Source organism: Coprococcus hominis (ex Arizal et al. 2022), assembly GCF_040094675.1.
Lineage (GTDB): Bacteria > Bacillota > Clostridia > Lachnospirales > Lachnospiraceae > Coprococcus_C > Coprococcus_C hominis.
The window spans coordinates 1-19,618 of sequence record NZ_JBBNHG010000019.1; the positions used below are offsets into that span (position 1 = coordinate 1).

Annotated in this window: 17 protein-coding genes; 16 read left to right on the top strand and 1 reads right to left on the bottom strand. The window is 47.5% G+C overall.

What is annotated here, in order from left to right:
- From AAAT93_RS00990 to AAAT93_RS01010, 5 genes are all read left to right on the top strand, one after another.
- Positions 1 to 246: hypothetical protein (locus AAAT93_RS00990; RefSeq protein WP_349095442.1), on the top strand; the 246-nt coding region annotated here is incomplete at its 5' end.
- 169 nt (positions 247 to 415) lie between these two features.
- Positions 416 to 862 carry a D-aminoacyl-tRNA deacylase gene (dtd, locus tag AAAT93_RS00995; protein ID WP_195541343.1) on the top strand — a complete coding sequence of 149 codons (447 nt, stop codon included), beginning with the start codon at positions 416 to 418 and terminating at the stop codon, positions 860 to 862.
- A gap of 3 nt (positions 863 to 865) precedes the next feature.
- Positions 866 to 2,188, top strand: a complete 1,323-nt coding sequence (locus tag AAAT93_RS01000) for an MATE family efflux transporter (RefSeq protein WP_227573310.1) — start codon at positions 866 to 868, stop codon at positions 2,186 to 2,188.
- A 485-nt stretch (positions 2,189 to 2,673) separates the two neighbouring features.
- Entirely contained in the window at positions 2,674 to 5,055 is a 2,382-nt protein-coding gene (locus tag AAAT93_RS01005; RefSeq protein WP_227573311.1) for a cation-translocating P-type ATPase, read from the top strand.
- 129 nt (positions 5,056 to 5,184) lie between these two features.
- Positions 5,185 to 8,037, top strand: coding sequence for an N-acetylmuramoyl-L-alanine amidase (locus AAAT93_RS01010; protein ID WP_227573312.1), 2,853 nt, complete (start codon positions 5,185 to 5,187; stop codon positions 8,035 to 8,037).
- An 85-nt stretch (positions 8,038 to 8,122) separates the two neighbouring features.
- Here AAAT93_RS01010 and AAAT93_RS01015 read toward each other — a convergent pair whose 3' ends face one another.
- The gene (locus AAAT93_RS01015) at positions 8,123 to 8,722 is read right to left on the bottom strand and encodes an AAA family ATPase (RefSeq protein WP_227573313.1); all 600 of its coding nucleotides are present in this window, start codon (positions 8,720 to 8,722) and stop codon (positions 8,123 to 8,125) included.
- Positions 8,723 to 8,880: 158 nt separating this feature from the next.
- Here AAAT93_RS01015 and AAAT93_RS01020 point away from each other — a divergent pair, with 158 nt between their 5' ends.
- The 11 genes from AAAT93_RS01020 (at position 8,881) to AAAT93_RS01070 (ending at position 19,615) form a co-directional block, all read left to right on the top strand.
- Positions 8,881 to 10,716, top strand: a complete 1,836-nt coding sequence (locus tag AAAT93_RS01020) for an OPT family oligopeptide transporter (protein ID WP_227573314.1) — start codon at positions 8,881 to 8,883, stop codon at positions 10,714 to 10,716.
- Positions 10,717 to 10,797: 81 nt separating this feature from the next.
- Positions 10,798 to 11,016 (top strand): cation transporter, encoded by a 219-nt coding sequence (locus tag AAAT93_RS01025; RefSeq protein WP_117780764.1) that lies wholly within the window; start codon positions 10,798 to 10,800, stop codon positions 11,014 to 11,016.
- A 71-nt stretch (positions 11,017 to 11,087) separates the two neighbouring features.
- Positions 11,088 to 12,956, top strand: coding sequence for a heavy metal translocating P-type ATPase (locus AAAT93_RS01030; protein ID WP_117780765.1), 1,869 nt, complete (start codon positions 11,088 to 11,090; stop codon positions 12,954 to 12,956).
- 17 nt (positions 12,957 to 12,973) lie between these two features.
- Positions 12,974 to 13,342, top strand: a complete 369-nt coding sequence (locus AAAT93_RS01035) for an ArsR/SmtB family transcription factor (protein WP_177970046.1) — start codon at positions 12,974 to 12,976, stop codon at positions 13,340 to 13,342.
- A 71-nt stretch (positions 13,343 to 13,413) separates the two neighbouring features.
- The gene (locus tag AAAT93_RS01040; RefSeq protein ID WP_021985758.1) at positions 13,414 to 13,659 is read left to right on the top strand and encodes a TM1266 family iron-only hydrogenase system putative regulator; all 246 of its coding nucleotides are present in this window, start codon (positions 13,414 to 13,416) and stop codon (positions 13,657 to 13,659) included.
- 34 nt (positions 13,660 to 13,693) lie between these two features.
- Complete coding sequence (locus tag AAAT93_RS01045; RefSeq protein ID WP_227573315.1) at positions 13,694 to 14,710, top strand: ABC transporter substrate-binding protein; 1,017 nt, start codon at positions 13,694 to 13,696, stop codon at positions 14,708 to 14,710.
- Between the two features lie 2 nt (positions 14,711 to 14,712).
- Positions 14,713 to 15,489 carry an ABC transporter permease gene (locus AAAT93_RS01050; protein ID WP_118734809.1) on the top strand — a complete coding sequence of 259 codons (777 nt, stop codon included), beginning with the start codon at positions 14,713 to 14,715 and terminating at the stop codon, positions 15,487 to 15,489.
- Positions 15,476 to 16,102, top strand: a complete 627-nt coding sequence (locus tag AAAT93_RS01055; RefSeq protein ID WP_118734810.1) for an ATP-binding cassette domain-containing protein — start codon at positions 15,476 to 15,478, stop codon at positions 16,100 to 16,102. Before AAAT93_RS01050 ends, AAAT93_RS01055 begins: the two co-directional genes overlap by 14 nt.
- A gap of 171 nt (positions 16,103 to 16,273) precedes the next feature.
- The gene (locus tag AAAT93_RS01060; protein WP_227573316.1) at positions 16,274 to 18,967 is read left to right on the top strand and encodes a GH36-type glycosyl hydrolase domain-containing protein; all 2,694 of its coding nucleotides are present in this window, start codon (positions 16,274 to 16,276) and stop codon (positions 18,965 to 18,967) included.
- A gap of 13 nt (positions 18,968 to 18,980) precedes the next feature.
- On the top strand, positions 18,981 to 19,382 hold the full coding sequence (locus AAAT93_RS01065) for a hypothetical protein (RefSeq protein ID WP_227573317.1): 402 nt from the start codon (positions 18,981 to 18,983) through the stop codon (positions 19,380 to 19,382).
- Positions 19,383 to 19,450: 68 nt separating this feature from the next.
- A complete protein-coding gene (locus AAAT93_RS01070; protein ID WP_349095446.1) occupies positions 19,451 to 19,615 on the top strand; it encodes a hypothetical protein in 165 nt (54 codons plus the stop codon).
- The last annotated feature ends 3 nt before the right edge of the window (positions 19,616 to 19,618 follow it).

Genomic DNA, 19,618 nt, shown 5'->3' on the forward strand with positions numbered 1-19,618 from the left:
GAAAAACTCCCCAATCGGAAGCTGATAGGAAGCAAGCGGGTTGGGGAGAAAATCGAGGAACGGGAAAAACTCCCCAACCGGAAGCTGATAGGAAGCAAGCAGGATGGGGAGAAAGTGGAGGAACGGGAAAAACTCCCCAATCGGAAGCTGATAGGAAGCAAGCGGGTTGGGGAGAAAATCAGGGAAACAGGAAAATTCCCCAACTGGAAGACAGAGAGAAGAAAGTTGATTGGGGAGAAAATCTGAAAACAGAAAGATTCCCCCAATTTGGAGAATGGAGAGAGAAAAGATAGTTGAAACGGGGGAATTGCATATGTATAATAGGGATGCTTAGCAAGAAATAGAGACAGATAAGAATAATATAGAATATTTAACCTCTGTCGAAAAATAAAACAAGAATAATAGGAGAAAAATCATGCGAATTGTAATACAGCGTGTTAATCACGCGTCCGTAAAAGTAGATGGAGAGACAATCGGAAGCATCGGCAAGGGCTATCTGCTTCTGCTCGGTGTGGCAGAGGGAGATACGAAGGAGATGGTTGACCGCTATGTGAAGAAGCTTTCAACCCTCCGGATATTTGCAGACGAAGAGGGCAAGACGAACCTGTCAATTACCGATGTAGGTGGAGAAGTGCTGGTCGTATCCCAGTTCACATTATATGCGGACTGCAAGAAGGGAAACCGACCAAGCTTTGTGAAGGCGGGTGCGCCGGACTTTGCTGAGGAAATGTATGAGTATTTCAAGGCAAAATGTGTGGAGACATTTGGAAAAGTGGAATGCGGAAGCTTCGGTGCTGATATGAAGGTCGAACTGGAGAACGATGGCCCATTCACAATCTTGTGGGACAGCGAGGAATGGTAAAACATGAAACAAGACAGCCAGATGTTTGGCACAGAGAAAATCAGTAAAATACTATGGAATATGGCACCGCCCGTGATGCTGGCGCAGTTGATACAGGCACTTTATAACATTGTGGACAGCTTCTTTGTCGGGCGGTATTCCGAGAGTGGACTGACCGCGCTGTCCATCATCTATCCAATCCAGCTTCTGATGATCGCATTTGCGGTGGGAACCGGTGTTGGTATCAATACGTGCATGGCGCATTACTTAGGCTTGTCCGAGGACGAAAAGGCAGACGAAATCGGTGGGATCGGCACGCCACTTACTTTGTTTATGTGGACAGTATTCGCCGTGTTCTGTTATTTCTTCATGCCCGCATACGCGAAGATGTCGACGGATTCCGCAGAAGTAATCAAAGAGGTTGTGATGTATGGACGGATTGTATGCGTCTTTTCTTTCGGACTTTTTCTAGAGAGCATCTGGACGAAGATCCTGCAGGCAAACGGCGACATGAAGACGCCGATGATCGCGCAGATTGCAGGTGCGGTTACAAACATCATACTCGATCCACTCTTGATTTTTGGTATGTTTGGATTGCCGAAGATGGGAATCGCAGGAGCTGCGGCAGCAACCGTCGTTGGTCAGATCGTAGCGGCGCTGATCGTCATGCGCAGAGGATTCCGGAAGTCACCGGCGTTATCTGTATATCTGCCGGACATCCGCAAGATTTATAAGATGGGAATCCCGAACATCCTGATGCAGTCTGCGTACACGTTCTATATATTCGGACTTAATATGGTACTTGCAACCTTCTCTGATCAGGCGGTGACGGTACTCGGCCTTTATTACAAATGGCAGGCGTTTTTCTTCATTCCGCTCGGTGCGATGCAGACCTGTATCGTGCCAATCTTAAGCTACAATTATGCAACGATGAAGATTGACCGCTGCAAGAAGACGCTGTCATTGGCACTTATATATGGAGTATCCCTGATGATGATTGGTGTGCTTTGCTTTGAACTGATGCCGGGGCAGATGCTGCATGTATTCTCGCATGACGCAGAAGTGATCCGTATTGGGAAGGTGGCGTTCCGTATCATTGCGGTGAGCTTTATTCCGCTTGTGACATCATTGACATTTCCGGTGTTCTTTCAGGCAGTTGGAAAAGCGTTTACAAGCAGTATGCTTACGGTGATAAGAACGGTATTTTTGTTTGTGCCGCTTGGGTATGCATTCTCAAGAATCGGGCTAAACTTCTTCTGGCTGACGTTTCCGGTTACGGATATTATTACGTCGATTGCCGGATTTTTGCTGTACCGCCGATTCCTAAGATTCACCAAAAGTTCATAGAATTTGCGTTGTTTCAGCAAATCTCCTGTGCTATCATATGTAATAATTTGGAAGATATAGAATTAAGGCATAAGAAGTGTTGAAAATACAAAAAAGTATATTGTAATCTGGTTCTGTATGTGTAATTCCTGCAACTATGTTTGGAATATGCATATGTTTGAGGCTTAGAAGTTCTTAATGTTCTGGATAATAACAGCAATGTTTGAACACGATGTTCAAACAAGCCGCCACTGAGCCATGGATGGCGAGCGGAGGGCGCATATGAATCGTAGATTCATATTTAGGATGCGCCCGACAATCTGCCGACGAGCGAAGCGAGGGGGCAATACCCGGGCGGCGGTTGCGTACGATGATAATATTGTATAACAGAACATTTAGAATTTCTTGGGCTCAATACATCGCATATGCAAACATAGTTGCAGGAATATACTATACAGAATCAGATTGCAGGATGCAGCAAGGGTATTTTCAAAAAGGAGAAAACTATGGGACTTACGCAGCAACAAGTACAGGAGCGGATCGATCAGGGACTGACGAACGAGAGCGACCTGTCTACCGATAAAACAACGAAGGAGATTATCGTCTCCAATACATTCACATATTTTAACCTGATCTTTTTGATCATTACGGTCTTACTCTGTCTGGTCGGTTCTTTTCGGAACCTGACTTTCCTGCCGATTGTCATCGGCAATACACTGATTGGAATTATACAGGAGGTTCGCGCGAAGCGGACACTGGACAAGATGAATCTGCTGAATGCACCGCACGCGATCGTCGTGCGGGACGGCGTGAAGCAGAAGATTGAAACCGAACAGCTTGTACAGGATGATGAGATCATCTTAGAGGCGGGCAACCAAATCTGCGCAGATGCAGTCGTTGTGGAAGGAAGCGTGCAGGTCAATGAATCGCTGCTTACCGGAGAAGCGGATGAGGTAGAGAAAAATCCCGGCGACGAACTCTTCTCAGGAAGCTTTGTCGTATCCGGACGATGCCATGCCGAACTCACACACGTTGGAAATGAATCCTACATCGCGAAGCTCTCACAGGAAGCAAAGACGATGGGAAGCGGCGAGCAGTCTGAGATGATCCGTTCAATCAACCAGATCGTCAAATGGGTTGGTATCGTTATCATCCCAATCGGACTTCTGTTGTTTTATCAGAGCCATTTTATCAACCATGAGACAATTCGCCGGAGTGTGACAGCGACGGTTGCGGCGATCATCGGTATGATTCCGGAGGGATTATATTTACTTACGACAATCGCACTGGCTCTCAGCACCATGAAGCTTGCCAGCCGGAAGGTGCTGCTGCATGATATGAAGAGTATCGAAGCACTTGCACGTGTCGATGTGCTGTGTGTGGATAAGACCGGTACGATCACCGAGCCGACGATGAATGTCAAGCAGATCATATGCAGTAAGAACGGGAAGAATCTGTTGCACACGCCGGAGGAATTGCAGGAATTACTTGTGGATTATACTCTTGCATCGAACGACAACAATGCGACGATGCAGGCACTCCGCACATTTGCAGAAAATGATGGTGCGACACCGCATCGGATGGTTGTGGAGCGCTATCCATTTTCCTCAACAACGAAATACGGTGCAATCGTATTTACAGAAGGAACTTATATATTAGGGGCGCCGGAATTTGTCCTGCGAGATGCATATGCGACGGTGGAAGAAGAGATTACAACCTTCACGAAGGATGGTGACCGCGTCCTGCTTTTTGCAAAATACGCAGGAACAGATTTAAAGCACGGACTTACAGAAGAGGTGATTCCGCTTGGATTTGTCATACTTGCGAACCCGATTCGTGAAAATGCAAAGCAGACATTCGAATATTTTAACAATCAGGGCGTGGCAATCAAGGTTATCTCCGGTGATAATCCGGGAACAGTTTCTGAGGTTGCGCTGCAGGCGGGAATCCCGGGTGCAGAGAATTATGTGGATGCGACCACACTTGATACAGCGGCGAAGCTTAGGGATGCAGTGGAACAGTACACTGTCTTTGGACGTGTGACACCGAAGCAGAAACAGAAGCTTGTGAAGGCATTGCAGATCAAAGGACATACAGTTGCGATGACCGGCGATGGTGTCAATGATATCTTAGCGATGAAGGATGCAGACTGTAGCGTGGCGATGGCATCGGGAAGTGAGGCAGCAGCGCAGGCAGCACAGGTTGTATTGTTGGATTCGGATTTTGCACATATGCCGGATGTTGTGTATGAAGGAAGGCGTGTCGTTAACAACGTACAGCGGTCAGCGAGTTTGTTCCTTGTAAAGAATATATTTTCCCTGTTGATGGCAGTATTCTCGATGGTTTTGATGATCACATATCCGCTCGAACCGGCGCAGGTATCCTTGATCAGTATGTTCACAATCGGCGCACCGGGATTTCTGCTTGCTTTAGAGCCGAACAAGAACCGGATCGAAGGCAGGTTTATCACGAATGTGTTGCTTAAGGCACTGCCGGGCGGTCTGACCGATGTGATTGCAGTCGGAGCCCTTGTCATGCTTGGATCGGTATTCGGACTTCCGGATGCGAGTGTGGCGACAGCCGCAACACTGGTTTTGTCGGTTGTTGGATTTATGATTTTATTTAAGATCAGCGAACCGCTTAATAAGATGAAGTACGGCGTGATCTTCCTGAATATATTCGGACTTGTATTCTCCGGAATCTTCCTGAAGAAGCTGTTCGCATTAAGTGATATGTCAAACCGGTGTATATTGCTGATGGTTGTGTTCGGATTTGCGGCGGAATCCTTATTCCGGTATCTGACGCTGAGTGCGGAGAAGTTACGGGCACGTTACGAGAAAAAACAGAAGTATACCGGCTATAAACGGAAGAGAAAACTACGTCGATAGTGAAAATTACAGGAAATTTACAAGAAAATGACGAAAAAGGGATGCGTAATCATTGCTATCTGCCGAAAATGATATTATAATCGAAATGGTGTTTTTTGGATTATAGTAGAAAACGAAGGAGAGAGTAACATGATACGCTTCAAAAAGAGTAAGAAGATTCTTGCAGCCATTTTGACAGCGGGGATGCTGCTTGCGGGAAATGGAGTCCCGATTTGCGCAGCAGAACCAGTTTCGGTGGCACAGACAGAAGAACAGTTGAATTATCTGGTCGTCGGAAGTCCGGTTGTATGTACACCGGGAAGCCAGTTTGTTCTGGCGGATGTTGGAGATGGAACGGAGAAGCTTTCGGATGCGGTTTTGACTTACGTCAATGTGGAGACTGGTACTTCCTATGAAGTGACTGCGGATACCGTAGATGAGGGAAGCCTGCTGTTTAACATGGAGTTTGATGATACCCAGCCGAGCGGAGAATATGAAGTAACCACGATTGAGGTAGTTGCAGACGGAGAGAAACGAATCGTTCGTATGGTGGATACCGGAATTGAAGCCAAATTTGGTATCAATACGGATGTTGATTCTGAGGCGGATGCCTATGTCGTGGATGAACAGGCAGAGCAGGATGCAGAGGAAGCCTGCGGCGAAGACGGAATTACCGTGCTGGATGCCGAAGGACAGGAGATGACTTTTGATTCTCTGACCGAAGCTTTACAGGAAGCCGATGACAGTGTTGCAGACAGCGGAATCGCAACACAGTCGACAGCCAACCCGAATCTGGTTGTTGTGCTTGATCCGGGACATGGTGGTTCTGATCCGGGTGCATGTAAATATGGCTTGAGAGAAGCGGATTTGACGTTGAAAATCGCGCAGTATTGCAAGTCAAAGCTGGAAGAGTATAGCCATGTTGAAGTATACATGACACGAACGGCAGATACCGACAACAATCCTGCCAATCGTGTGGCGTATGCGAAGACATTTAATCCAGATGTGTTTGTCAGCATTCATATCAATGCTGTTGGTGGACAACATGGCGGTGCCGAGGTGTATTATCCAAACGGCAATTACATACCGGGTATCGGAACAGAAGGAAAAGAACTGGCAGAAGTAATCCAGCAGAAGCTGGTAGCACTTGGCCTATATAACAGAGGAATCAAGATCCGGAATACAGAGGACGGCAGCCAGTATCCAGATGGTTCGCCATCCGATTACTTAGGCGTTATCAAGCGTTCCAAGGAAGCTGGATTCCCGGCTGTCTTGATCGAGCATGCATTTATCGATAATTCTGGTGATGTATATAACTTTTTGGCAAGAGAAGATAAAGTAAAGGAAATGGGGTATGCAGATGCAACCGCCATTGCAGAATATTATGGATTGTCCAAGAACGGAAATTACGGTTCTAAGGCGACAATCGCAGACACAATCCGTACAGCATATGACGGTGGTACGTCCGAAGCATTGACACCAATCATGACGACTCCGACGACATCAGTTGATCGTATGGTATCGTATTATAAGTCCAATGCAACGTTCCCGACTTACTATCAGGAGCATGATACAGAGATCAAAGCATCGTCCAATCCATTGCAGACATTTTGCCAGATCTTTTACGACGAGGCAGTTGCAGAGGGCGTAGATCCGGGTGTTGTATTTGCACAGGCAATGAAAGAAACTGGATTCCTGCGATTCGGCGGCGATGTAAAGATTGAGCAGTATAATTTCTGTGGACTGGGCGCAACCGGAGGCGGCGCTGCTGGACAGGCATTTGGTTCGGTACGTCTGGGAGTACGTGCACAGGTACAGCATCTGAAGGCATACGCTTCACCGGAAGATCTGAAAAATGCAGTGGTTGATCCGAGATTCCAGTATGTGACAAGAGGCTGTGCAACTTTTGTAGAGTACTTGGGTATTCAGGAAAACCCTTGGGGAAAGGGCTGGGCAACTGCATCAAATTATGGATATAGTATTGTAAATGATTATATGTACAAATTCTGTACGGTAAAAAAGACATCCAGTACAGCAAATTCGTTCCTGAATGTAGCGTATAGCACACATGTACAGAGTTATGGCTGGCAGGCAGATAAATTTAACGGTATGACAAGCGGAACGACCGGACTTGGCAAGCGCCTGGAGGCAATCAAGATCAAGGTCAGTGGCGCGTATGATTTGGGCGTCACATATCAGACACACGTACAGACCTTTGGTTGGGGCGACTGGGTTGCCGATGGAGATTTAAGCGGAACAACAGGACAGTCCAAACGTCTGGAGGCAATCCGAATCAAGCTGACAGGCAATGATGCAGACAAGTTTGACGTATATTATCGTGTACATGCACAGACCTTTGGCTGGCTTGGCTGGGCAAAGAACGGAGAGACGGCAGGTACTTCCGGATTCGCAAAGCGTTTGGAGGCAATCCAGATCTACGTTGTACCGAAGGGCATGACACCATCAACAGGAACCAGTGCAGTTTCCTATGTACAGTACGGTAGGTCCGCATCGAAGAGTGATCAGCCGGGATTGATCAATTATGCAACGCATGTACAGACCTATGGCAACCAGCAGTTTGTATCAGATGGTTCCTTCTCTGGAACATATGGAGAAGCAAAGCGTCTGGAGGCAATCCGGATTCAGGTCAACAATGAAGCGCTTGGTGTAGATGGTGGTGTGACCTATCATACGCATGTGCAGAAATTGGGATGGCAGCCTTGGGTCAGCGATGGTGTAGTCAGTGGAACGACTGGACAGGCGAAGCGTCTGGAGGCAATCGAGATCAAGCTGACTGGTGAGCTTGCTGAGAAATATGATGTATACTACCGTGTACACGCACAGACCTTCGGCTGGTTGAACTGGGCGAAGAATGGTCAGACAGCCGGAACCGTTGGATATGCAAAGCGTCTGGAAGGAATTCAGATCGTACTCGTACCAAAGGGAGGCAAAGCACCGAGTGCAACGCCTTTGAATGATGGCAGAGCATGTATTATTAAATAAAATAACAAATCAAAAAAGAGTCCTGCGGATTTGCAGGACTCTTTTTGTATGTAAATATATCAATGTATGATTTGTATGAATTCAATTACATGGCAGCTACTCTGGCGTCGATATAGCGAATCAGTTCTTCTGCTGAAGCTTTCAGACCAAGGCGGCTGGTATTGATGCAGACATCATAGTACCGGGAATCGCCCCATTTGCCAGAGGAGAAAGAATTGTGATACTGCTTCCGGCTTTTATCGTGGCGTTTCATTTTTGTGAGCGCCTCGTCTGCGGATACATGCTTGACTTCCATGATTCGCTTCTGCTTCACATCGGTGTCGCCGACAAGGAAGATGGAGATCAGTCCATCATTATCCTGTAAGATGTCCTCGGCACAACGACCGAGTACTACATAGGATTCTCCGCTTTCTGCCTTTTCCTTCAGGAAATTAAACTGCATTTCTGCAATAATCTTTTCTACGGAGTTTGACTGTCCGAGTACCGTTCTGGTGATAAAAGGATTTGCTGGCTTTTCATCGTACTTCTTATAGACATCGTAAGAATTTCCGGTTTCCTTGGAAAGCTCGTCGAGAATATTTCTGTCATAAAGTGGAATATTGTAATGCTTGGCGATCATTTCTGCGATTACATGTCCGCCGCTTCCATACTCTCGTCCGATTGAAATAATGACCTGTTTGTTCATAAATATACGCTCCCTTCTGTCGTGAAATGTGTCTGCCATTCGCGCTTTTTTTATTTACAATTATACATAAGATGGACGGAAAAAGTCAATGTATGTATGCAGGAAAAATGGGAAAAACTGTATCTGTGAAGAAGTATAAAAACAGGGAGAAACAGACAATGAAAAAAACAACTGAATTTACACCGACAGCTTTTATTTTAGGAATTTTACTTGCCGTTGTATTTGGTGGTGCCAATGCCTATCTGGGGCTGCGTGTCGGTATGACGGTATCCGCATCCATTCCGGCAGCCGTGATCTCGATGGGGATTGTGCGGCTGTTGTTAAAGCGGGATTCGATTCTGGAAAATAACATGGTACAGACAATCGGCTCCGCCGGAGAATCGCTGGCGGCAGGTGCAATCTTTACGCTTCCAGCGTTGTTTATGTGGGCGAAGGAGCATGGAACGGCGATGCCGTCTTTTTTTACGATCGCGATGCTTGCCATAAGCGGCGGTCTGCTTGGGGTGCTTTTCATGGTGCCGCTTCGCCACGCGCTGATCGTGGAAGAACATGACCGCCTGCCATACCCGGAGGGAACGGCATGTTCGAAGGTGCTGCTTGCTGGAGAAGAGGGTGGCGCGAAAGCAAAGAAGGTATTAAAAGGATTGCTCGCGGCAGCTGTCTATAAATTTTTAGCAGACGGATTGAAGCTGTTTCCAAGTGAAGTCGATTTTGAAAGCCGGAAGCTGCGTGGGGCAGGCTTTGGTATCGACGTGCTACCGGCATTGGTGGGTGTTGGATATATCTGCGGCGCGCGTGTGTCTTCGTATCTGTTGAGCGGGGCGGTACTTGGCTGGCTCGTGCTGATGCCGGCGTTCGTGCTGGTTGGTGGGGATAATATCTTGTTTCCAGCGACGAGAGCAATCGGCACTTTAACCACATGGGAATTGTGGGGAAACTATATCCGCTATATTGGAGCCGGAGCAGTTGCGGCAGGCGGAATTATCAGCCTTGTAAAGACGTTGCCATTGATCGTGACGACCTTCCGTAAGGCAGTGCGTGGCTATGGGAATACGGGAAGGGAACGGACAGAACGTGATATTCCGATGCGGTATGTGATCATTGGAATTGTGGCAATCCTGTTGTTCCTGTGTGTGATGCCACAGATCCGGCTGTCTGTGCCGATGGCACTTTTTATTGCCGTGTTTGGATTTTTCTTTGCAACCGTCAGTGCACGGATGGTTGGTCTTGTCGGTTCTTCGAACAATCCGGTATCTGGTATGGCAATCGCGACATTGCTGCTTGCATCCTTTGTGCTGAAATTAACCGGGCAGACCGGATTAAAAGGAATGACAGTTGCAATCTCAATGGGAACGGTCATCTGTATTGTCGCGGCAATGGCAGGGGATACGTCGCAGGATTTGAAAACTGGTTTTATCGTCGGGGCAACACCGTGGAAGCAGCAGGTTGGAGAGCTGATCGGGGCGGTTGTTTCCGGACTTGCAATCGGTGGTGTGCTGTATCTGTTGCAGGCAGCATGGAGCTTCGGCGATCCGGAGCTTCCGGCACCGCAGGCAACATTGATGAAGCTGGTTGTGGAAGGTGTGATGGGAGATTATCTGCCGTGGGGACTGATTCTGATCGGCGTATTTATCGCAGTTGCGGTTGAGATCGTTGGGATTCCGGTGCTTCCTTTTTCTATCGGATTGTATTTGCCGATTCATCTGTCAACAGCGATCATGGTTGGCGGTCTGTTGCGCGCGTTTTATGAAAGGAAAAAGAATGAGGCGTATGTGCAGGATGGAATCTTATTTTCTTCCGGACTGATCGCCGGAGAGGGATTGATCGGAATTCTGTTAGCGGTGACGGCTGTACTTGGTGTGAGTGCAAAATTTGATTTATCCGGGCGTGGAATCAGTCTGGGAGCGGCAGGAAGTCTGGCAGCATTTTTGAGCCTGCTTGTCATAATGATCTGCGTGATAAAAAAACAGGAAAAAATGGAAATTGATAGTTGACATCTGAAAAAGGAATGCTATAATAAACAAAAACATATGAATAATTGTTCATATGATATCGAGAAAAAAGGAGATACGATGATGAAGAAAACTTACAAAATTGATGTTGATTGTGCAAACTGTGCAAATAAGATGGAGGACGCTGCTAAGAATACAGCTGGTGTCAAGGACGCAACTGTAAACTTTATGGCACTCAAGATGATCGTAGAGTTTGAAGAAGGTGCAGATGCAAAGGCAGTTATGAAGGACGTTCTGAAGAACTGCAAGAAGGTAGAGGATGACTGCGAGATCTTCTTATAAGAGATCTGCACAGATGCAGCAGGTGTGCATAAGTAAGTAGAAGAAGCAGACAGAGATAGGAAGTGACGGCTATGACGAAGAAGCAGAAGAAGGTATTGATTCGGATCATTATTGCAGCGGTATTGGTGATCGCTTTGCAGTTTATCCCGGTGAAAGGATACGTGCGGTTCGGACTGTATATGATTCCGTATTTTGTAATCGGATATGATATCCTGAAGAAGGCAGGAAAGGGAATTTTGAACCGACAGATTTTCGATGAGAATTTCCTGATGGCAGTTGCCACCATCGGTGCGATCGCACTCGGGGATTACAAGGAAGGTACTGCGGTTATGCTCTTCTATCAGATCGGAGAGCTGTTTCAGAGCTACGCTGTTGGCAAGAGCCGCCGGAACATCAGTGATCTGATGGATATCCGCCCGGATTATGCAAATGTAGAGAAGGATGGAGAGCTTGAGCAGGTTGATCCGGATGAGATCGAGATCGGTACGGTTATCGTTGTACAGCCGGGTGAGAAGGTGCCAATCGATGGTGTCGTTGTCGAGGGAACATCGTCCTTGAATACAAGTGCACTGACGGGTGAGAGCGTACCGCGGGAAGTCAGCGTGGACGATGAGATCATCAGTGGATGTATCAACATGACCGGACTTTTGAAGATCCGTACGACGAAGGAATTCGGCGAGTCGACGGTATCGAAGATTTTGGAACTGGTAGAGAATGCAAGCTCCAGAAAATCACGTTCCGAGAACTTTATCTCGAAGTTTGCGAAGATCTATACACCGGCAGTCTGCTATGGTGCTCTGGCACTTGCCATCTTACCGCCGATCGTGCGGATGGCATTTATGGGGCTTGCACCGGAATGGGGCGACTGGGTATACCGTGCCCTGACATTCCTTGTAATCAGTTGTCCATGTGCACTGGTAATCAGTATTCCGCTTAGCTTCTTTGCAGGCATCGGCGGCGCGAGCCGGGAAGGTGTCCTTGTCAAAGGCTCAAGCTTCTTAGAGACATTGTCGCAGACGAAGATCGTCGTATTTGATAAGACCGGTACGATGACGAAGGGTGTATTTGAGGTAAATGGTATCCACCACAGCCCATATAAGGATGAGGAGCTGCTTGAGTATGCAGCCCTTGCAGAGAGCTATTCCACCCATCCGATCAGCAAGAGCTTACAGCGTGCGTATGGCAAGCCGATCGATAAGAACCGCGTCAGTGACGTGGAGGAGATCGGTGGTCATGGTCTGACAGCAAAGGTGGACGGAAAGGTTGTTGCAGCTGGAAATGCAAAGCTTATGAAGAAGCTCGGTATCGAGTATCACGACTGCAGCCATGTTGGAACGATTGTCCATGTAGCGATTGATGGTAAATACGCCGGACATATTCTGATCTCCGATGTCATCAAGGAGCATGCGGCAGAGGCGATCGCCGCACTGAAGAAGTCCGGTATTGAGAAGACCGTTATGCTGACCGGAGATGCCAAGAATGTGGCAGATCATGTAGCCGCACAGCTTGGAATCGATGAGGTATGCAGTGAGCTGCTTCCGGGCGATAAGGTAGAAAAGGTTGAAGAACTCTTGACGAAAAAGTCGGAAAAGGATAAACTTGCATTTGTGGGTGATGGAATCAACGACGCACCAGTTCTCTCACGTGCCGATATCGGTATTGCGATGGGCGCGCTTGGCTCCGACGCAGCGATCGAAGCTGCCGACATCGTATTGATGGACGACGATCCACTGAAGATCTCGAAGGCGATCCGGATCTCAAGAAAATGTATCCGTATCGTATATGAGAATATTTATTTCGCGATTGGTATTAAAGTAATCTGTCTGGTACTCGGCGCACTTGGTATTGCAAATATGTGGTTTGCCATTTTTGCAGATGTCGGAGTTATGATACTGGCAGTGTTAAATGCAATCCGTACATTGTTTGTAAAGAAACTTTAGTGTGAAAAGAGGATACTATGGCACATACGCAGAAAATGATAGAATGTTGTGAGAGTCACGAGGTGCACAAGGATCTGCTGAAGATTGTGAATGAGAAGCTGCCAAGTGAGACAGAATTGTATGATTTGGCAGAGCTCTTCAAGGTATTCGGCGATTCAACGAGAATACGGATTTTGTTCGTATTATTTGAGGCAGAGGTGTGCGTGTGTGATCTGGCTGAGGCGCTCGGCATGACACAGTCCGCAATCTCACATCAGCTTCGTATCTTGAAGCAGAATAAACTGGTGAAGAACCGAAGAGAAGGAAAATCAATTTTCTATTCTCTGGCGGATGAACATGTCCGCACAATTATCGCACAAGGTTGCGAGCATATTGAAGAAGATTAAAGTTGTTTCATTTCGTTCTGACGCACAAGGGTTCGTCCCGCGTGGAAAGGCGAGTAATAAAAGAGGGTACTATGGATAAGCGAATTTCCGTAATCAGTATTATCGTATATGAGAGAGATCAGGCGGCGAAGGTGAATGCGGTTCTGCATGAATATGCAGACTATATCATCGGCCGTATGGGACTTCCGTATGAGAAGAAGGGTGTTTCTATCATATCCGTCGTTATGGATGCGCCGATGTCGTGTACCAGTGCGCTTTCCGGCAAATTAGGGATGATCGATGGTGTGACTGCGAAATGCAACACAGCTAAGATCTAAATATTATAAGGTTAATTTAAAGGAGAGCAAATCTATGAACGAGATGAGACGAAATGCAAAGAAGAGACCGGCAGTGAAGAAAGTATTTGCTTTGTTGCTGGCTTTTTCTATGTTCTGCATGCTTTTGGCAGGATGTGGAAAGAAGGAGAGAACAGATGATGTAACTGTCCGTGTCGGTGCGATGTCCGGCCCGACCGCAATGGGTATGGTCAAGCTGATGAAGGATGCTGAAGATGGGACTGCAAAGGGCACATATGAGTTCGCAGATCTATCCACCGATCCATCTACATTTGTGGCACCGCTTACAAAGGGTGACATTGACATTGCAGCGGTTCCATCGAATCTGGCTTCTGTGATCTATAACAATACGAACGGTGGCGTGCAGATCCTTGCAGTTAACACACTGGGAGTCCTGAACATCGTGGAGCGTGGAGACAGCGTACAGAGCATTAAGGATCTGGCAGGCAAGAAACTGTATGCAACCGGACAGGGTGCAACACCAGAATACACACTGCGCCATATTTTGAAGCAAAATGGCATTGATCCGGATAGTGGTCTTACGATCCAGTGGTGTGCAGATACAACGGAAGCACTGTCTTATATTGCAAATGATTCTGAAGCGATTGCTATGTTACCACAGCCATTTGCGACAGCCGCAATGGGACAGGTTGACGGCTTGCGCGTTGCAATCGACTTAAATGATGCATGGACAGAGATCGAGGATTGTGATATCGTGACTGGTGTGGTTGTTGCCCGGACAGATTTCGTGAAGGAGCATCCACAGGCAGTTGAGACGTTCCTTTCAGAGTATGAGGCTTCCGTTGCTTATACAAATGACAATGCAGCCGATGCGGCAGAGCTGATCGCCGGATATGGTATTGTGGCGAAGGCGCCGCTCGCAGAGAAGGCGATTCCGAAATGCCATATCACATTCCTGAAGGGACAGGAAATGAAGGACAGTGTCAGCGGATATCTGCAGATTCTCTTTGACGAGAACCCACAGGCAGTTGGCGGTACACTCCCAGCCGATGATTTTTATTATGGATTGTAAATATGAACTATAAAGAAGTATTAAAGAAAGTGGGTGCAGCGTTGCTTGCACTCACTTTTTGGGAAATTGCAGCACTTCTCATCCACCAGCGGATTCTGCTTGTAACACCGGTTGCAGTTGCAAGACGGCTTTGCACGATCTGGCGGGTGGAGGGCTTTGCGCGTGCGATATGGTTCTCGTTCTACCATATTGCAGGCGGTTTTTTGCTTGGGTTGATTCTGGGCTGCCTGCTTGCTTATCTGGCGGCGAAGCACCCGGTTGTAGAGACCTTGCTGTGGCCGTGGATGGCGACAATCAAAAGTGTGCCGGTGGCATCGTTCGTCGTGATCTGTCTGATCTGGCTGTCCGCCCGGAATCTGTCGGTATTCATATCGTTCCTGATCGTAATTCCGATCATATATCAGAATGTCTTAGAGGGACTACGTGCAGAAAACCGGGAGATGCAGGAGGTCGCAACAGTCTTTCAGCTGCCATGGCGCAAACGCTTCCGCTATATCGAGCTGCCGAAGCTTCGCCCGTTTCTTCTTTCTGCCTGCCGTGTGACAACCGGTATGGCATGGAAGGCAGGTATCGCCGCAGAAATCATCGGCGTGCCGAACGGTTCGATCGGCAAGATGCTTTATACAGCAAAAATATACCTTGATACCGACGACCTGCTTGCGTGGACGGTGATCATTGTGGTAGTCAGCGTGGTGGCGGAGAAGGTATTTCTGGCAGGACTGTCGAGGCTGCTTAATCCGTGCTCACGTTTTATGGAGGATACGGATGCAGGATATTAGAATAAAAAATGTATCGAAAACGTATGGCGAAAAGCAGGTGCTAAGCCAGCTCTCGAAGGAGTTTCCGGCAGGAGAGACGACTGTAATCATGGGTGTGTCGGGCTGTGGCAAGACAACCCTGCTTCGGATTCTGTTAGGATTAGAAAAGGTGGACAGCGGCAAAGTAACTGGCATGCCAGAGCGGGTAGCTGTATTGTTTCAGGAAGACCGGTTGTGCGAGGATGTTTCAGCCTATGAGAATATTGCCCTTGTGCTGGAACGTAAGAAGACGCATGCACAAAGGGACGCGCAGAAGTGCAGGATAGAACAGGAGGCAGCACAGGTTGGTATCACGGCGGATGACTTAAAACAGAACGTCATGAAACTAAGTGGTGGCATGCGGCGGCGGATCGCCCTGCTCCGGGCATTGTTGTACGATGCGGACTGTGTGATCTTAGATGAACCATTTAAAGGATTGGATGCCACGACGAAGCAGATCGTGATGCAGTATGTGAAGGAGAAGACTGCAGGGAAGACGACATTTCTGGTGACACACGATGCTGCGGAGGCAGACTTTTTTGGCGGGAACAGATGGAACCTGCCAACCGAAAATAAAAATGCAAATGATGAGTAAAATTTTACTAAAAAAAGAGACGTAAATGATAGACGTCTCTTTTCTTATGTGGAAAAATACGATATAATTGTAATGTGCGTGATTGCGCGCATCTGGTTGTTTGCAGAGACTGTCAGACAACCTCTAAAACAAGAAAATAATATAAGAATTTTAATAAAAAGGAGTGTTGAAATGAAGATTAATTATGTAGGAAATCAGGGCGACTTTACTATGGAGAATCCAGAGATGCTTAGTTATCTTTATTTTCCAATCGCAAATGAATCAGGGGTTATGAGTTCGGTTGCACCCGATCTCGCAGGTGACTCGAAGATGAGTCAGAATTCATTCCTTATGCCACCAGTGAGCTGTGAGAATCTGCACAATGACAAGTCATCCAGAAATGTATGGTGCAAGATCAATGGCAAGACACTCTGGTCATTGACTGGGCGTTCCGCTGCCCAGCAGGCAGAGCTTTTTACAGAGGACAAGGAACCAACCTATTTGGAGGCAGGCTTCATGCATCACAAGATCACACGTACATCTGAGAAGAACGGTGTGAAGGCAGCGCTTTCCAGCGTGTCACCAATCAGCGGTGAGAAGCTGGAGCTTCTGAAGGTAGAGCTTACAAATATTTCGGAGGAAGAAATGACAATGCAGGTCGTGACTGCGATTCCACTTTATGCAAGATCCGCAGATAACATCCGTGACCACCGTCACGTAACGGCTCTGCTTCATCGCATTACAACCAATGAGACAGGCATTCTTGTAAAGCCGACGATGACATTTGACGAGCGTGGACATAAGCGCAACGAGATCAACTATGGTGTGTTCGGTGGAAATGAGAACGAGACACCGATCGGCTATTATCCAATCGTAGAGGATTTCATTGGCGAGGGCGGTAATCTGGAGAACCCACGTGCACTTTATAAGAATCCACTTGCGCCATATGCAAAGGGCGAAGGCATCGACGGCTACGAAGCATTGGGCGGTGTTGTATTTGCAGAGAAGAAGGTGGCTGCCGGTGAGACAATCTCCTATGTGATCGCAATGGGTTATGGCGACAGCGCAGAAGAGCTTACAGCAGCTGCAAATAAGTTCCTGAGTGTCAAGGCGTTTGACAAGGCATGGGATGAGACAATCGCATACTGGCAGGAGAAGGTCAATGTCTCTTACCACACAGGCAACAAGGATTTCGACCAGTGGATGAAGTGGGTAAGCTTCCAGCCAATGCTGCGTCGGATCTATGGATGTTCGTTCCTTCCACATCATGATTATGGTAAGGGCGGCCGTGGATGGCGTGACCTGTGGCAGGATTGTCTGGCACTTCTTATCATGAATCCGGATGGCGTGCGTCAGATGCTGATCGACAACTTCGGTGGTGTGCGTCTCGATGGTACAAATGCAACAATCATTGGAAGCAAGCAGGGCGAATTTATCGCTGACCGTAATGGTATCGCGCGTGTATGGATGGATCACGGCGTATGGCCATATCTGACAACCGAGCTTTATATCAATCAGACAGGAGATTTGGATATCCTGTTAGAAGAAAATACATATTTCAAGGATCTTCTGATCTGTCGTGGCGAGGACCGCGATACAGACTGGGATATCTCACAGGGTGAAAAGCAGAAGGATGCAGCAGGAAATGTATACTCCGGAACATTGTTAGAGCATCTGCTGATTCAGAATCTGTCTTCCTTCTACGATGTCGGAGATCACAATGAGATCCGCCTGCGTGGTGCAGACTGGAACGATGCACTCGATATGGCAGCACAGCGTGGTGAGAGCGTGGCATTTACAACGATGTACGCAGACAATATGGATCACATCGCAGGACTGCTTGCAGCATTCGAGGCATCCGGCAAAAAGACCGTGAAGATCGCAAAGGAGATGCAGCAGCTTCTTGTATCCGGTGCAGATCTGTATGACGACGTAGCGAAGAAGCGTGAAGTACTGATGAATTACTGCGAGACATGCAGACATACATTATCCGGTGAGAAGGTAGAGATCTCTGTATCAGAGCTTGCTGCAAACCTCAAGGGGAAGGCAGACTGGATGCGTGAGCACATCCGCAAGACCGAGTGGGTACAGACTGCAGAGGGCGATGGCTTCTTCAACGGTTATTATGATAACTCCGGCAAGGCGGTTGAGGGCGATATCAATGGCGGTGTCCGTATGATGCTTACCTCACAGGTATTTACGATCATGTCGAAGACAGCAACCAACGAACAGGTGGCCCAGATCGTGAAATCCGCAGATAAGTATCTGTACGATGCTTCTGTTGGCGGTTACCGTTTGAACACCGATTTCCATGAGGTGAAGATGGATCTTGGACGTATGTTTGGATTCGCGTATGGCCACAAGGAAAATGGTGCCGTGTTCTGTCACATGGCAACGATGTTTGGAAATGCACTTTATCAAAGAGGCTTCGCGAAGGAAGCGTATAAAGTATTTAATACATTATTTGAGCACTGCAACGATGTCGAGAAGAGCCGCATCTATCCGGGTGTGCCGGAGTATGTGGATGCCAAGGGACGTGGCGTGTACCACTATCTGACCGGTGCTGCAAGCTGGCTGCTTGTAACGGTGATCACACAGATGTTTGGTGTGCGTGGACAGATGGGAGATCTGGCATTCGTGCCACAGCTTCTTCCAGAGCAGTTTGATGCAAATGGGGAAGCAGGACTTTCTATGATCTTTGCAGACAGAAATGTCAAGATCGTTATGAAGAATGCAGAGAAGAAGGCGCCGGCTGATTACAAGGTAAGCGCAATCACAATCGATGGCACACCTTACGACTTTGCCGGAACGCCAGTGATCAAGCGTGCAGATATCGAGGCACTTTCCAAGGATGCACAGCACACAATCGAAGTAACACTTGCTTAAGGAGGAACCAATTATGGAAGGAATTGAAATTATAGATTTTCAGCCGGAAGGCTACAAACCACTTGTTGATTACGAAAGCTGGAGAGTCGCAGTCTTAAAGTTCTGCGACGATCTGCTGATCGAGAATGTAAAGACAATGCAGAAGCATTTATATACGGACGAGGTATTCGTACTGGTACAGGGACACTGTACACTGTTCCTCGCAGGCGAAGGCGACAAGCCGGGCAAGATTACAGCCGTACACATGGAGCCGCACAAGATCTACAACATCAAGAAGGGCACATGGCATAACCATATCATGGATACAGACGGCGAAGTCGTGATCGTAGAAAACCGCGACACTTGCGACGACAACTCCCCAATCCTGCCACTCGACGAGGCACAGATCAAGGAATTATACGCCGCCGCAAAGTAAAATTTGCAGTCAAAGATAATTTAAATTTATAGATAAAAACAGGATAATTGTTCAAAAATGTATATCGAATGATGGATATTGCAGATTCTAAAGCAGACCATTGGAACACGTCAGCACTTAACGAGCTGCGCCGGAAGAATGAGGGCGCAGGGAGTTTAGTGTCTGCTACGTGTGGAAGTGAGCGAGAGCGCGTCTGCGTAGAATTGCAATATCCATTATTCGTAGAGATGTAGATT

Coding starts and splice junctions, on each gene's coding strand:
- dtd (WP_195541343.1), top strand. CDS start 416: ATGCGAATTGTAATACAGCGTGTTAATCACGCGTCCGTAAAAGTAGAT.
- AAAT93_RS01070 (WP_349095446.1), top strand. CDS start 19,451: ATGATGGATATTGCAGATTCTAAAGCAGACCATTGGAACACGTCAGCA.
- AAAT93_RS01010 (WP_227573312.1), top strand. CDS start 5,185: ATGATACGCTTCAAAAAGAGTAAGAAGATTCTTGCAGCCATTTTGACA.
- AAAT93_RS01000 (WP_227573310.1), top strand. CDS start 866: ATGAAACAAGACAGCCAGATGTTTGGCACAGAGAAAATCAGTAAAATA.
- AAAT93_RS01055 (WP_118734810.1), top strand. CDS start 15,476: ATGCAGGATATTAGAATAAAAAATGTATCGAAAACGTATGGCGAAAAG.
- AAAT93_RS01045 (WP_227573315.1), top strand. CDS start 13,694: ATGAACGAGATGAGACGAAATGCAAAGAAGAGACCGGCAGTGAAGAAA.
- AAAT93_RS01050 (WP_118734809.1), top strand. CDS start 14,713: ATGAACTATAAAGAAGTATTAAAGAAAGTGGGTGCAGCGTTGCTTGCA.
- AAAT93_RS01060 (WP_227573316.1), top strand. CDS start 16,274: ATGAAGATTAATTATGTAGGAAATCAGGGCGACTTTACTATGGAGAAT.
- AAAT93_RS01020 (WP_227573314.1), top strand. CDS start 8,881: ATGAAAAAAACAACTGAATTTACACCGACAGCTTTTATTTTAGGAATT.
- AAAT93_RS01025 (WP_117780764.1), top strand. CDS start 10,798: ATGAAGAAAACTTACAAAATTGATGTTGATTGTGCAAACTGTGCAAAT.
- AAAT93_RS01005 (WP_227573311.1), top strand. CDS start 2,674: ATGGGACTTACGCAGCAACAAGTACAGGAGCGGATCGATCAGGGACTG.
- AAAT93_RS01065 (WP_227573317.1), top strand. CDS start 18,981: ATGGAAGGAATTGAAATTATAGATTTTCAGCCGGAAGGCTACAAACCA.
- AAAT93_RS01040 (WP_021985758.1), top strand. CDS start 13,414: ATGGATAAGCGAATTTCCGTAATCAGTATTATCGTATATGAGAGAGAT.
- AAAT93_RS01030 (WP_117780765.1), top strand. CDS start 11,088: ATGACGAAGAAGCAGAAGAAGGTATTGATTCGGATCATTATTGCAGCG.
- AAAT93_RS01015 (WP_227573313.1), bottom strand. CDS start 8,722: ATGAACAAACAGGTCATTATTTCAATCGGACGAGAGTATGGAAGCGGC.
- AAAT93_RS01035 (WP_177970046.1), top strand. CDS start 12,974: ATGGCACATACGCAGAAAATGATAGAATGTTGTGAGAGTCACGAGGTG.